Consider the following 12,952-nt stretch of genomic DNA (forward strand, 5'->3'; position numbering starts at 1 on the left):
TCCGGAAGTAGGCCTTGGATGGTGTTCCAGCGAAGCGACCAACCCTTGACGGCGATGATCCTGATCCTGCCAGACGCCTCGCTGATGAGCGTGGCGGCGACGCTTGACCCGATGCGCGCGGCCAACCGCGTCTTGGGGAAGCAGCCCTATCGCTGGCGGATCGTGTCAGTCGACGGCGCACCTGTCCGCACAAGCTGTGGGCTGACCCTGCAAGTCGAGGGTCCGCTAGCCACGCAGAGCGATTGCGACCTGCTGATCGTGGTCGCGGCCTTCAACGTTGCGCATCATGCGACGCCCGCCCTGTTGGCGACTCTGCGTCAGGCTGCACGGCGCGCCCGAATGGTCGGCGGCATAGAGGCCGGCAGCTGGGTCCTGGCAATGGCCGGACTGCTGGATCAGCGCAATGCCACGACCCATTGGGAGGATCTAGAGGATTTCGCCGCCCGATTTCCGCAGATCCGCGTGATCCCGGACCGATGGGTGGTGGACGGGCCGGTCTTTACCACAGGGGGCGCCGCCCCGGCGCTGGATTTCATGCTGGCCCTGATCCGGGCGCGGCAAGGGACCAGTTCGGCGCTGAACGTGGCCAGCGTCTATGTCTATGACGAGGTGCACCTGTCAACCGACGCCCAGCCGCTTGTCTCGCTTGGCCGCAACAGCCACCTTGACCGGCGGCTGGCCCGCGTTGTCGCCATCATGGAACAGCATCTGGACAACCCGCTGTCGATCCGTGAGATCGCCGGCCGCACTCGATGTTCGACCCGCACGCTGGAAGGGCTGTTCCGTAATCTCGTCCAGACCTCGCCTGCCGCCTATTATCTGGCGCTGCGCCTGCAATCGGCGCGCAGGCTGGTCGCGGACACCAACCTGCCCATGGCCGACATCGCCGTGCGTACGGGGTTTTCGTCAATTGCATCGCTGTCGCGCGCCTTCAGGCGGCGGTTCGGGCAGCCGCCGACGGCTGCCCGGCGCGGATCAAAGATCCAGAGCAGTCGTCACGGCGGCTAGTCCAGGCTGACCGTCGACGGTCGTGACACCTTCCAGCCAGCCATCCAGCACGGCGCCGTTTTCTGTCAGCCAGCGCGTGGCCGCGTCGCGCGGCTCCAGTCCCTCGTCGAGGATATAGGACATCATGATATCCTCGGCCTCGACAGTGAAGGCCAGGTTGGCCAACAGCACGCCCAGGTTGGGACATTCGGCGGACAGACCCTTTCGAGTGTTGGTCAACACCGTCGCCTCGCCATCGTTGGGTCCGAACATGTCGTCGCCGTCGGTCAGGTATTCCAGGTCATAACGTACGTTCATCGGGTGGGGCCGCCAGCCAAAGAACAGGATCGCATCCTCGGATCCGATGGCGCGCTGCACCTGCGCCAACATGCCCTGCTCGCTGGATTCGACAAGTTCAAACTCGCCCAGGCCAAAGCTGTCATCCTCGATCATCTTCAGGATCGTGGTATTGGCGCTGCTGCCCGCCTCGATGCCATAGATCTGACCGCCCAGCTGGTCCTGGAACTCCGCGATGTCGGCATAAGTCTTCAGCCCCGCATCATAGGTGGCCTTGGGAACGGCAAACCCGATCAGCGCGCCTTCAAGATTGGGTCGGATCACCTCTATGTCGCCGGCATCGACCAAGGGTTTTTGTTGCGGCTCCTGCAAGGGCATCCAGTTCCCCAGGAAGATATCCGTGTCGCCCTGTTTCAGCGATTCAAACGTCACCGCGACCGACAGGATCTGAATTTCCGGTGTGTATCCCAACGCTTCCAAGACGATTGCTGCAGCGCTGGTCGTCGCAGTGATGTCCGTCCAGCCGACATCGGAAAAGCTGGGTGCCAAGCATGCTTCAGGCTCGGCCGCATGGGCAGTCGACAGCGTCGCGACCGAGACGAGCGTTGCAAGAATGACCGTGTTTTTCATGATGTGCTTCCTCCTGTGGTGGCTGACTTCGTGAGAAGTGCCTGTTGGCTATCGTGAGACAGTAGCGCATTCGGCTTGAACGACTTATCACTGAGCGAACCATATTTGCCCAAACGCGAAGAACTAGCTCTGTCGACACTTAACTGGTGAGGAACGAGTGACGATGTTTCGGGGAGTTAGGCTTTGTAGCCGTCAAAGCCGCCCGAGATTTGCACAAACTGCAAAGAAAATGGCCATCAGTGTGACGTCGACGGGTTGCGGTATGCGCTGGTTCTGGCTTGTCCGACCGGACAGGGCTAGGCCCATCGAGATATCTGGACCAGGAGATGCGCCATGACGCCGACCACCCTTACCTGCAGCGCTGCCATCGTGGCGGCGCTGTCTGCGGTCCCCACACTGGCCGCTGCAGAGGCATTCGCCCCGAAAGTCTTGGTCATGGCCATGTTCGAGGCGGAAGCAGCCCCGTGGTTGAAGACCCTGGATCTGCCCAACACGATCACCGTTCCCGGCCTGCCCAAGGATCATGATGCGCTGTCCTGCAACGCGGATCTGTGCGTCATGACCACAACGATGGGCTATGCCAACGCAGCCAGCTCAGCCATGGCGGTCGGGTTCTCGGATCTGCTCGATTTGTCGCAGACCTATGTGTTGATCGCGGGCATTGCCGGCGTGGACCCGGAGAACGGCACGCTTGGCTCAGCGGCGTGGGCGGATCACGTTGTGGATGCGGGGTTGGTCCATCGCATCGACAGCCGCGATGCACCTTCCGACTGGACTAGCCAGATCGTCGAGCTGGGCGCCAAGGTGCCTGGCGAGAAGCCGGGCTGGACAGCGGGGAGCGAGGTTTTCACGCTGAATCCGGCTCTGGTTTCTGCTGCAATGGATGCAACGCGCGACGTCGAACTGGCGGACAGTGACGATGCGGCGGCCTATCGGGCGAATTACACTCAGAATGCCGCAAAGGGGGCGCCGCAGGTGATGGTTTGCGCCTCGGTCTCGGCCGACACCTACTGGCATGGCGATACCATTGCGCAAGAGGTCGCCGACCACACCGCCCTGCTGACCGACGGGGCTGCCGATTACTGCATGAGCCAGATGGAGGACAACGCCACCCTGACCGCACTCACGCGTGCAGCTGAAGCGGGCCGGCTGGACATGGACCGCGTGGCGATCCTGCGGACAGCCTCGAACTTTGACCGCGCGCATGACGGGCAGGACACCGCCGCATCGTTGTCGGCAACCTCAGGGGGCTTTGGACCCGCCACCGAGAATGCTTTTCGCGTCGGAAACGCGTTCGCATCGCTGATTATCGAAGATTGGGACCGCTTTGCAGAAGGCGTTACCGCAGATTGATCATGGCGGTGGCGGACGCACAAAGTTGCGTCCGCTGCGCTTCCGCTATGCCCCGCATAAGGAGGAACTCATCCAAACTGATCTGGCGATAAAGGCCACACGCAGTCTGGCAGGTCATTTCTTGGCCGCCAATGGTTGAGGAGGGTTTGGTTGCGCGACCGTCACGGGTCAGTTTGCCCCTACGAAACCAGCGGCGGCGTGATCGGCGCTCCCCTTCAGCTTTAGCCGGAATGTGACCGGATATGGAGAGCGCGGACCTGCATCGCAAACTCCTCGAAAGGGCCTTCCACAATCGTACCACTGATCACCTCGCTGATTGGCAGCGGCCGGACCCGGAACGTAGGAACTCCCAGTTCGGCAAGCCATTCCGTCATCTGGGCTGCCGAGCTTGCATAAACGATCCGCCCAAGTCCAACCCAGCCATGGGCGGCCGCGCACATGGGGCAGTGTTCGCCCGAGGTATACACCGTGGCCGTGGCACGATCCTTGGCATCCATGTTGTTCGCAGCCCATCGGGCGATGGCGAACTCCGGGTGCTGCGTGTGGTCGCCCCCTCCGATGCGGTTATGGTCTTCGAACAGAACATGACCCTTAGAGGACACAAGCACCGAGCCGAATGGCTCATTACCGCTGTCCAGCGCTTCAGACGCAAGGTCGACAGATCGCTGCAGGTGCTTTCGGTCCGTATCGTGGATCATGGGTCTTCCTTCTCGTGCGCTGAACTGAATTTCACGGAGACCTTGCTGCTGGTACAGCAATGCAAGCCAGGCGATGGCCAATTGACGTTACTGCGTCCCTCGCTCTGTGGATCCACAGACGTCACCCGATAAGATTACACGCCCTTACGGCATTGGACCAGATTGCCATCCGCCAACGGCCTCTGCAACGCCTTGGCGTCTTTCCAGTCCGCCGTGAGCCAGACCTCGATTTCCTGCGGCGTCGTCAGGATCACCGGCATCGCTTTCGGATGGACCGGCTTCACCACCGCATTCGGCTCGGTCGTCAGGAACCCGAACAGCCGGTGCTCACCCGGCCTCGGGCTGCGGTTCGACCCGCGCGTTCCATGCCATGTCGTCCAGATCCCGGCGAAAACGAACAGTGGCTGCGTTTCATCCAATGCGAACCAGCACAGAGGTTTGCGCCTGGTCACAGGATCAGGGATCTGACCGTATTCGGAGAAGGCGGTGGCCGGGATCACGCATCTGTTCTCGGGGCCAAGCCAGCGGCGCCAATGCGGGCTTGTCGTGTTGCGAATGTTGGTCACGCCGGTATCGGGCGCGTCCGGTGTCTTCAAAAATTGCGGCGGGGTGGGCATCCCCCAGGTCATCCGCGACAACTCCCGCCCCGCCGCCGTCTGCCGGACCACCGGTGCCGCGCGATCGGGATAGACATCGAGATCAGGTTCAAGATTGCCGGCGGCATCATAGGTGATCCTCACGAAGTCCCGGATCGCCTGCTGGTTTGTCGTCAGATTATAGAGATTGCACACGATCCTGGTCCCCTTTTCCATCGATCAGCATAGCGGAATTCAATGCGCTCGCACGTCCCCGATCACGATGCTCTCCCCGGCGGTTGACACATTGTCGCAATAGGAACAAAACAGGAACTATGATTCCGCAACTATGACGTGAAAAGCAGCCTAACTTACTATGACCGACGCCGTTCCCCGTCCCAACATTGCCGCCCTGCGGGCCCGCATTGCCCATCTGGAGGGTGCGGAAACGCATGCGCGCAAGGTGCTGCCCTTCGGCGTCGACGCGCTGGACGGCCGCCTGCCGCAGGGTGGACTGGAGATGGGATGCCTGCATGAGGTGGCGGGCGGCGGCAGGGGAGCGCTGGACGGGGCGGCGGCAGCCTGTTTCGCGGCGGGCATTGCGGCCCGGCAGCCTAGGCCCGTGCTGTGGTGTGTGACGCAGGCGGATCTCTTTGCACCGGGGCTGGAGCAGGTGGGCCTGTTCCCCGATCGGGTGATCTATGTCGAGGCGGGGGATGAGAACGCCGTGCTTGCCTCCATGGAGGAGGGGCTGCGGCATGGTGGCCTCGGCGCTGTGGTCGCCGACGTTGCAAGTCTGTCGATGACAGCCTCGCGTCGATTGCATCTTGCAGCCAAGGCCTCGGGAACCATTGGCATCGCGCTCCGCCGCTGGCGGCGGGAAGCGGATGCCAGCGATTTCGGCCAGCCCACAGCCGCGATGACGCGCTGGCGGGTCTCGGTGCTGCCCTCAGCGCCCTTGCCCGTACCGGGCATCGGCCGGGCACGCTGGCTGATCGAGCTGATCCGCGCGCGGGCCGGCGAATCCTTTGATCTCGAGCTGGAGGGCTGCGATGGCACGGGTCATCTCGGTCTGCCTGCCCCTGTGGCCAATCGACCGGCGACGCAGGCAGGCAGACAATACGGCCTCGGCTGAGGCGCCGCTCATTCTTGCAGGACGTGTTGGCAACCGCCGCGTGATCACGGCGGCATGCGAGCTGGCCATTGGTCAGGGGCTCCGCATCGGCATGCCGGTCAGCAAGGCGCAGGCAATGGTTCCAGACCTGCGCATCGAAGCAGCTGATCCGGCGGCTGATCATCAGTCCCTTGAGCGGCTGGGCCTATGGCTCTTGCAACGCATCGCGCCCATCGTCGCAGTCGATCCTCCGGATGGCGTGGTTATCGACGTCACCGGCGCAGATCATCTGCATGGCGGCGAGGAGGCGCTGTTGGAGATGCTGCTTGGTCGCCTGACCCTGTCGGGGATCACCGCGCATCTTGCCATCGCTGATACCTGGGGCGCGGCCCATGCTCTCGCCCGTCACCACCGCAAGACCAAGGCGTGTATCGCCCTGCCCGGCTCCACGGCATCAGTGCTGGCCCCGCTGCCTCTGGCGGCTTTGCGGTTGCCACCAGCCACCGTGGCGGGGCTGCTGGATCTGGGTTTCGCCACAATCGGGGATCTGATCGATACGCCCCGGGCGCCGCTGACACTACGCTTCGGGCCAGACCTTTGCCGCAGGCTGGATCAGGCGCTGGGCGCTGTTGGCGAGCCTATCGATCCCCTGCGCCCTGAGGGGCTAATCGAGGTGCGCCGCAGCTTTGCCGAACCCATCGGGGCTGCCGAGACCATCGCCCGCTCTATCACCAGGCTGGTGACCGACCTCTGCACGGCACTGGAGGCCCGGGGTGAAGGGGCCCGGCGGCTCGACCTGCTGTGCTGGCGCGTCGACAACCGGATCGAGACGGTCCGAGTTGGATTGGCCGTGGCGCAACGCGACCCCAAACGCCTGACCCGGCTCCTCTGCAACAAGATCCCGAGCATCGATCCGGGCTTTGGGATCGAGATCATGACGCTGACGGCCGCCTTGGCCGAGCCACTGGTCCCACGGCAGGCCACCACCCTTCTGGAACAGGCCCCGCCCGACATCACCGATTTGGTCGACATGCTGTCCAACCGCGTCGGCCACCGTGCTGTCTATCGTCTGGCGCCCGTGGCGAGCGACGTACCGGAACGATCGGTTACACGGATCGGCGCGCTGTCGCCGGATCAGGGCATCGGCTGGCCCGGGCATTGGCCACGTCCCTCGCGCCTGCTGCCTCGGCCCGAGCCTATCGATACGATGGCACTGATGCCCGACCATCCCCCAAACTGGATCTCGTGGCGCGGTATTCGCTACCGGGTAGTCCGCGCCGACGGGCCGGAGCGGATCTTCGGCGAGTGGTGGAAACGCGATGCCGAGGCCAAAGCCGTGCGCGACTATTTCTGCATCGAGGACGAAGCTGGCCACCGTTTCTGGATCTTCCGCGCCGGGGACGGAGAGGACGCGACCACAGGTTCTCACTGCTGGTTCATCCATGGAGTGTTCGGATGAGCAGAGCACCTTGCGTATGTCGTTCCTACGCCGGGCATCTTCAGCCGAGGAACTGTTCGCTGCTGCAGCGTTCTTGGGCTGCCAAGCGATGGCCTTGGCCAACAGAAACAGCTTGGCCGATATCGATTGGGCGCATGAGGCGGCCAGGAAGTGCGCCACTTCGCTATCAGACATCACGCCATGTAAGACCGATCATGCCTCGTCGTGTTTCGTATCAGCATCGCGAAGGACGCGAGCGAGCCGCCGGATACGGAGCGCGCGGTTGAACTCTCCACCAAAGATCAGGACCAGGGCGGCGAGATACATGAAGTAGAGGGCAGCAACGATACCGGCCAAGCCGGCGTAGTAGCTTGCATAGCTGGCGAAGCTGCGCAGGTAGAACGAAAAACCCGCTGCGAGGGCTGACCAGATGGCGAGGGTCAGCAGGACACCGGGCCATATGTTCGAGAAGCGGGTGCGGCGCGCTGGGAGGAGCACATGCGCCCCGAAAAGCGCTGCCATCAGGATAAGTCCCGCCGCCGGATATCGGATCAGCGTGAAAGTCACCGATGCCGGCTCGAACCCAGGCATGAGTGTGTGCAGGATAGAGCCAACCCGTGGCGCAATGACCAAAAGGTAGCCTACCAGAACGAGAACCAGACTGGTCAGGATGACGACCACCACCTGCACTGCGAAGAGCAGGAGTACCGAACGGGTCTCGCGAATCCCGTAGGCCCGGTTCAGCCCCACACGCACGCCGTCCACCCCACCAACGGCAAACCAGATCGTCAGCAGGATACCGAGGCTGAGCACGCCTCCTCGCGGCACGGTCATGACTTGCTCCACCTCGGATACAATCGGCCCGGCCAGCGAATGCGGGATGATTGCAATCAGAAACTCGATCAGACGGTCGGCCATCGACCGATCGCCGATGTAGGCAGTGAGTGAACTGGTAAAGATAAGGAACGGAAAAATCGCAAGAAGCGCACGGAATGCCACGTTACCTGCCAATCCGAATGCGTCGTCGCTCCAGAGCCTGAGGACCGCCTCGCGTAGGACTGCTCTGACGGCGCGCCAGCCGGTGCCGTGTAACAGATCCTCCGGATGCTCGGTCAGAACGCCGTGTGTCAGGACTTTGTCGCGCCCAGCCTCATGACCCGACTTTGCGTTCATGCATCGGCTCCCGTCTGCAACCTGCGTGCCTTAAGACTTACCGTGATATCTCTTAATCCGCCACTGCTTGAAGACGAACCGGACGTGCGCAGCACATTTTACTGCTTTTGATTGGCAGGATCATGGGCGAGTGCTGATGCTGCTTGTTCCGCACCGCTCGCCAAAGTGGAACGGCCCCTACTCGCATTGTGCAGGAGTGATCGCCGAGCCCGCCAACCAGATCGCCCTTGAGATCAACATCTCCTCCGGTGACCGACCACTAGGGAATGCACATATATAACTGCGGTTCTAGAAGAGGAACGGAACGGTCTGTAGCCAGCGCTTCCCGATCTGGTGCGCGGCAGAAGAACGCGCACGTTGGGAGGATAAGCAGGCGTGTCTAGTGATGATTGCAAAGCCTTCTCCCTGAAGGATCAGAATGCTGCCCATCTTGGGTCCTTCCGGTGCAGTGTCATATGCGGCGGGCTTAGGCGCGTAAGAGCTTCAGTTGCAGAGAAAATAACGGGGTTCGCACCTGAAGTTCGCGGTTCGCGCTTCTCACACGCACACGAAACTAGGCGTCGCGCCGTGACTGGAACCGTCCCCACCGTGACCAGCAGGGCCTCTCTTCTTTTCGGCACGCAGGCAGATCTGACGAAGCGATGATGGAGATGGTGTGGTCAAAAAGGATCGCAAGCGAGATACATCGTTGGCAGCGTTGCAATGAGTGTGCGTCCGTTCTCTTTCACCCAACGCGGCTATGCATGACTGTTCGACTCGGGCTGAGGACCTCTGGCACCTTTTGGGTCCTATCGTCGGCTTTCGCGCCAGTCCCACGGCATGACGAACTCGCTGCTCCAGATCCCCCGCCGCGCCGCCCGCGCCACTGCCTCCTCCGGATCATAGATCGCGCCGCCGTATTGCCGGTAAGCCACGGCCCAGCCGTTCTCCACCATCCACGCGTTCAGGTTTTCTTCCCCGGCCCAGCAGGTCGCGACGCTTCTCCCATAGCGGTCGATATCCTGCTCCTCGCATCTGACCTGCCGACCGGCAATCGTGGACACGAGTGAGTTTTCGGCAATCGTCCCACAGGCCCAGGTTCGACCGTCGCGCTGACAGGTCTGTGCTGCTTCTGGTGCATCAATGCCGTAGAGCCGCACACGGGAGCCCGCAACGTCTATGGTATAGCCATCGATGACCTCGACGTTCCCTGCCTGTCGATTGGCCGGAGGCTTGTCGCTGACGAAGTCCTGCAGCAACGCTTCCAGCACCTGGCGCAGTTGGGGATGGTCGTCGCCAATCAGGAACACCGCAGCAACAAGGGCAATGACGGCTAGCCAGACCCTTGGCTTGGCATGACGTTTTGTTCTGCGGCGCGTTGTCATGCCGGCGGTGTGGTTCAGAGTAGCAGCATCGGCAATACCAAAGCTGCGTTTCAGACCGCTTGCGGAGACGTTTCTTTATCACAAGTGGGAGCGTGTAGGTTCCGATCGCCATACACCAAGCAAGCCGTTTCTAATCACGAGCGTCCTGAAGGAAAATCCTACGATGACATATCGTTATCGCGACCAGCTTTTACCACGTCAGAGCTGTGGCGATTGAGATGCGTACGCAGAATGTCGACGTTTCGAAGGTTGGACTTGAACCAGGCATCGAAGACGCTTCCAAAAACAGGGATGCTGCCGAATGTTGTGTCCACGACGACATTGACCCCCTGCCGAACGATCTTATGCGCGGGAAGTCCCATTCGATAGCTTTCGATAACAATCCATGCAGCTGGCAGCATTGCAGCGGCGTCGCCAAGGCCTGGCAGCAAGCCTGCGATGGCATCGTATCCGACCCGGAAGCGACTGCCAGGAATCCGAAACACCGAATCCAGTTGGCCGGAAAGCCGTTCAAGACGTTCAAAGCGAGCCGTATGCAGATCATCTTCCATGATGCTGCAAGCACGATGGCAAGGTCTTGGTTCCCTGGCTGCGGGTCGGCGTACCGAGTTGCTTGAAGGCCAGCGTAGGTGCTTCGCCCTACCCTTTTGCGGAGTACCAATGTTGCGGTCGAAAGAGCACAATCATCTAACACCAGCCTTTTTTGGAGCTATACATTTGGTTCCTTCGTTTCAGCATGCTGCCTTACAGCCCGAATAGGATACCAGATCGACCTGTAGATCCTGCGACAGTCAGACTTTTGCAACGAAGCAAACTGAATCAGCAAGGAAGTGGGAGCTAAACCAGCTCACGTGGCGGCTGCCCTCGTGCTGCTTCTCCGACGGTTCAGCGGGCGTGGAGACAGAACGAGCCAAGGGCGCAATGCGCGCAACAGTCCGGCCAACGGCAACGCCGATGCCAAGCCCGATCAGGTCCGCAACCCAGTCAGCGAGGCTACGGTCCCGCCCGACGAAAGGTTGTACGATTTCGATCAAACCACCAAATGTCATGTAGACAGGTACAGTCAGGATAAGCCAGCCCGGTCGGAGAAACGCGATCGGGAGCGCGAGCACCGCGAACGCGACCACATGGTAAACTTTGTCAGATTGCGCAATCGGCCCCAACGGCGGTGCGGATGCCGGTGTGAGCGTCAGGACTGCAATTGCAATCGCGATCAGGGATGAAAGCCCGATGGCTAGCTTCGATTGAGTGGGCATGGGCTCTCTTCGTTCAAGATATCTGCTGTGCCGGATGCACCTGCATTTTGGCCTTACACAATCAAACGGACGAAGACAGGACTGCCTTGGCTGATTTAGTCAAAGCTGAACAAACGCTATATGCGATAGGTGCTGGATTACCTGATGCTGCTGCAAAACGAATTGAGGAAAAGAAGCGGCTCCCGGATGTGATCCGGGAGCCCGCGCATATCGTTGGCCATGCGCCTTTGTCTTACTGCCCGTGCCTCCGATCTTTTCTGCCGAAGTGCGCTCAACTACTGAGGTAGTTCTTATTATTAATTTCTGCTTAAGGTTAACTAGACGCTATGTCTAACGTTATTTCTGTAACGCGATCATATGCACACTCATACAGGTGCATCATCTCGGAGAGCGACCAATTACCGGGCATTGCGATAGCGCATGCGGTTTTCCGGATGGACAACGCGACCCTCTCTCATCGCCTGCAACACGGCCACCCTATGGGCTGCCAAACGGGCGGCGTATCCTGCCCTGGAGAAGTATTCAGGCTGGAACAGGATCATGCCATTCTCATCTGCCACGAGGTGAAAGTCGCGACCGATGCCAAGTCCCCGGTGCGCGGGAAACACGATGGGAACGTGGTTGCTGACACCGCCTGCGAGTGCGCCGTTCTCTGTGCAGACCGCCAGGACGATCGCATTCACACGGAAAAAGAGCACATCTGAGCGTTGGCTGAAGGGCAGCGTAATCGCCGAGGCCGGGTTCCTGATGAACTCTGTGTGGGCGTCACCGATTTCTTCGGCTGCGACATACAGTTGCAGGCGGTCGGCACTGCTCATATCGGTGTCGTCGATGATCCAGGCATCCGATGGAGCGAAGGCCTCCAGAGGCAATGTGGCGAGCCGTGGTGGCTGGTTTTGCATGTGCGATCGGGTCATGTGCCGGGCCTCAGCTCTCTTGGACGATGATCTTCATGAGACCATGAAAGCGCAATACCTTCCCGCACCCCGGTCCGGTTCACCCTCCGCTTCCGGCTCAGCCTTACATCCGAAAAGTAGGGACATCACCGATACTTTGCCGGCCACTTGGGACTGCCCGTGGATCTGGTCGCCATTGCCTGCACTCAGTTGGGCCCGTGAACCTGCAGTGTCGGTCATCGACTGATCGGATGATGAAAACGGAGAACGATGAGAGCCGCGCCAGCGCCCGACGCCCCTAATAGCCTAACTTCCGGGTGCGGCGGCCGAACCTGCTAGAATGCCCCCATCGATCGTCAGTTCAGCCCCGGTCATGTAGGCCGCCTCGTCCGATGCCAGCATGACCGCCAGTGCAGCCACCTCCTCGGGCCTTCCAAAGCGGCGCAGGGGCGTGTCGGCCACCATTGCCGCTTCCCGCTCGCTGCGGTCGGGGCCATTGCCCAGCATCGGTTCCCACATCGGCGTCATGACCGCCGCAGGATGGATCGAGTTGCACCGGATGTTCAGGCCCTGCCCCGCGCAGTACAGCGCCACGCTCTTGGTGTGATTGCGAACGGCCGCCTTGGAGGACGCATAGGCTGCCGCCATCGGGATACCGACAAGCCCAGAGCGCGAGGAGATGTTGATGATCGATCCCGTGCCTTTAGGCCTCATGGCGCGGATGGCGTAGCGGCAGCCAAGAAAGGTTCCGTCCAGGTTGACGGCATGAACGGCGCGCCAATCTGCAAGCTGTGCATTCTCCGGGTCATGAGCCGGCGGAACGGATCCCTCAAACCCGGTGATCCCGGCGTTGTTGACGACGATATCCATCGTCGGGAACTGGTTGGCTACCGCGCTCCAGTTCGCTTCGGAGGTCACATCGAGATGGGCGAAGGTCCCGCCGACCGCGTGCGCTGTGGCTTGGCCACCATCGGTATCGACATCAGTGACAATGACATGCGCCCCCTCATCCGCGAAGGCTTTTGCTATTGCCGCGCCGATGCCGCGCGCCGCGCCCGTCACGAGGGCTGTCTTTCCGGAAAGTCTGGGCATGGGAGATCCTTCGAGTGCAGATGATTGGTTGAAGCGACGCGTCGCCTGCAAGCACGCGGCCTTCCACTGATGTATTTCC

Annotated in this window: 13 protein-coding genes; 4 read left to right on the forward strand and 9 right to left on the reverse strand. The window is 61.2% G+C overall.

Annotated features, from left to right (window positions below; all coding sequences use genetic code 11):
• Positions 1-54 precede the first annotated feature (54 nt).
• The gene (locus TY51_RS00895) at positions 55-1,008 is read left to right on the forward strand and encodes a GlxA family transcriptional regulator (protein WP_231558837.1); all 954 of its coding nucleotides are present in this window, start codon (positions 55-57) and stop codon (positions 1,006-1,008) included.
• On the opposite strand, the gene choX is transcribed toward TY51_RS00895, so the two are convergent.
• Positions 976-1,914, reverse strand: coding sequence for a choline ABC transporter substrate-binding protein (gene choX / locus TY51_RS00900; protein WP_042244664.1), 939 nt, complete (start codon positions 1,912-1,914; stop codon positions 976-978). The genes TY51_RS00895 and choX overlap by 33 nt on opposite strands.
• A gap of 333 nt (positions 1,915-2,247) precedes the next feature.
• On the opposite strand from choX, the gene TY51_RS00905 reads away from it, so the two are divergent.
• Positions 2,248-3,267 (forward strand): purine nucleoside permease, encoded by a 1,020-nt coding sequence (locus TY51_RS00905; RefSeq protein WP_052649633.1) that lies wholly within the window; start codon positions 2,248-2,250, stop codon positions 3,265-3,267.
• 221 nt (positions 3,268-3,488) lie between these two features.
• Here the strand turns inward: TY51_RS00905 and TY51_RS00910 are convergent, their stop codons facing one another.
• A complete protein-coding gene (locus tag TY51_RS00910) occupies positions 3,489-3,965 on the reverse strand; it encodes a nucleoside deaminase (RefSeq protein WP_042244666.1) in 477 nt (158 codons plus the stop codon).
• 134 nt (positions 3,966-4,099) lie between these two features.
• Positions 4,100-4,756: an SOS response-associated peptidase gene (locus tag TY51_RS00915; protein ID WP_042244742.1), complete on the reverse strand. Its 657-nt coding sequence runs from the start codon at positions 4,754-4,756 to the stop codon at positions 4,100-4,102.
• A 160-nt stretch (positions 4,757-4,916) separates the two neighbouring features.
• Here TY51_RS00915 and TY51_RS00920 point away from each other — a divergent pair, with 160 nt between their 5' ends.
• Positions 4,917-5,675 (forward strand): ImuA family protein, encoded by a 759-nt coding sequence (locus TY51_RS00920; RefSeq protein WP_042244669.1) that lies wholly within the window; start codon positions 4,917-4,919, stop codon positions 5,673-5,675.
• The gene (locus tag TY51_RS00925) at positions 5,593-7,113 is read left to right on the forward strand and encodes a DNA polymerase Y family protein (RefSeq protein ID WP_042244671.1); all 1,521 of its coding nucleotides are present in this window, start codon (positions 5,593-5,595) and stop codon (positions 7,111-7,113) included. The genes TY51_RS00920 and TY51_RS00925 overlap by 83 nt, the downstream gene beginning before the upstream one ends.
• A gap of 192 nt (positions 7,114-7,305) precedes the next feature.
• Here TY51_RS00925 and TY51_RS00930 read toward each other — a convergent pair whose 3' ends face one another.
• From TY51_RS00930 to TY51_RS00950, 6 genes are all read right to left on the reverse strand, one after another.
• Positions 7,306-8,265, reverse strand: a complete 960-nt coding sequence (locus tag TY51_RS00930; protein ID WP_042244674.1) for a YihY/virulence factor BrkB family protein — start codon at positions 8,263-8,265, stop codon at positions 7,306-7,308.
• Positions 8,266-9,053: 788 nt separating this feature from the next.
• The gene (locus TY51_RS00935; RefSeq protein ID WP_081994634.1) at positions 9,054-9,629 is read right to left on the reverse strand and encodes a thermonuclease family protein; all 576 of its coding nucleotides are present in this window, start codon (positions 9,627-9,629) and stop codon (positions 9,054-9,056) included.
• A gap of 158 nt (positions 9,630-9,787) precedes the next feature.
• On the reverse strand, positions 9,788-10,180 hold the full coding sequence (locus tag TY51_RS20670; RefSeq protein ID WP_081994635.1) for a DUF4112 domain-containing protein: 393 nt from the start codon (positions 10,178-10,180) through the stop codon (positions 9,788-9,790).
• Between the two features lie 240 nt (positions 10,181-10,420).
• Positions 10,421-10,885: a VanZ family protein gene (locus TY51_RS00940; RefSeq protein WP_052649638.1), complete on the reverse strand. Its 465-nt coding sequence runs from the start codon at positions 10,883-10,885 to the stop codon at positions 10,421-10,423.
• A 398-nt stretch (positions 10,886-11,283) separates the two neighbouring features.
• Entirely contained in the window at positions 11,284-11,802 is a 519-nt protein-coding gene (locus tag TY51_RS00945) for a hypothetical protein (RefSeq protein WP_156117815.1), read from the reverse strand.
• Positions 11,803-12,087: 285 nt separating this feature from the next.
• On the reverse strand, positions 12,088-12,873 hold the full coding sequence (locus TY51_RS00950) for an SDR family oxidoreductase (protein WP_042244678.1): 786 nt from the start codon (positions 12,871-12,873) through the stop codon (positions 12,088-12,090).
• Positions 12,874-12,952 lie beyond the last annotated feature (79 nt).

The organism is Paracoccus sp. PAMC 22219 (assembly GCF_000787695.1).
In the GTDB taxonomy this organism is placed as follows: Bacteria; Pseudomonadota; Alphaproteobacteria; order Rhodobacterales; family Rhodobacteraceae; genus Paracoccus.

Bases quoted from the DNA above. Each gene is read 5' to 3' on its own strand.
- TY51_RS00895 (WP_231558837.1), top strand. From the start codon at position 55: ATGATCCTGATCCTGCCAGACGCCTCGCTGATGAGCGTGGCGGCGACG.
- choX (WP_042244664.1), bottom strand. From the start codon at position 1,914: ATGAAAAACACGGTCATTCTTGCAACGCTCGTCTCGGTCGCGACGCTG.
- TY51_RS00905 (WP_052649633.1), top strand. From the start codon at position 2,248: ATGACGCCGACCACCCTTACCTGCAGCGCTGCCATCGTGGCGGCGCTG.
- TY51_RS00910 (WP_042244666.1), bottom strand. From the start codon at position 3,965: ATGATCCACGATACGGACCGAAAGCACCTGCAGCGATCTGTCGACCTT.
- TY51_RS00920 (WP_042244669.1), top strand. From the start codon at position 4,917: ATGACCGACGCCGTTCCCCGTCCCAACATTGCCGCCCTGCGGGCCCGC.
- TY51_RS00925 (WP_042244671.1), top strand. From the start codon at position 5,593: ATGGCACGGGTCATCTCGGTCTGCCTGCCCCTGTGGCCAATCGACCGG.
- TY51_RS00930 (WP_042244674.1), bottom strand. From the start codon at position 8,265: ATGAACGCAAAGTCGGGTCATGAGGCTGGGCGCGACAAAGTCCTGACA.
- TY51_RS00935 (WP_081994634.1), bottom strand. From the start codon at position 9,629: ATGACAACGCGCCGCAGAACAAAACGTCATGCCAAGCCAAGGGTCTGG.
- TY51_RS20670 (WP_081994635.1), bottom strand. From the start codon at position 10,180: ATGGAAGATGATCTGCATACGGCTCGCTTTGAACGTCTTGAACGGCTT.
- TY51_RS00940 (WP_052649638.1), bottom strand. From the start codon at position 10,885: ATGCCCACTCAATCGAAGCTAGCCATCGGGCTTTCATCCCTGATCGCG.
- TY51_RS00945 (WP_156117815.1), bottom strand. From the start codon at position 11,802: ATGACCCGATCGCACATGCAAAACCAGCCACCACGGCTCGCCACATTG.
- TY51_RS00950 (WP_042244678.1), bottom strand. From the start codon at position 12,873: ATGCCCAGACTTTCCGGAAAGACAGCCCTCGTGACGGGCGCGGCGCGC.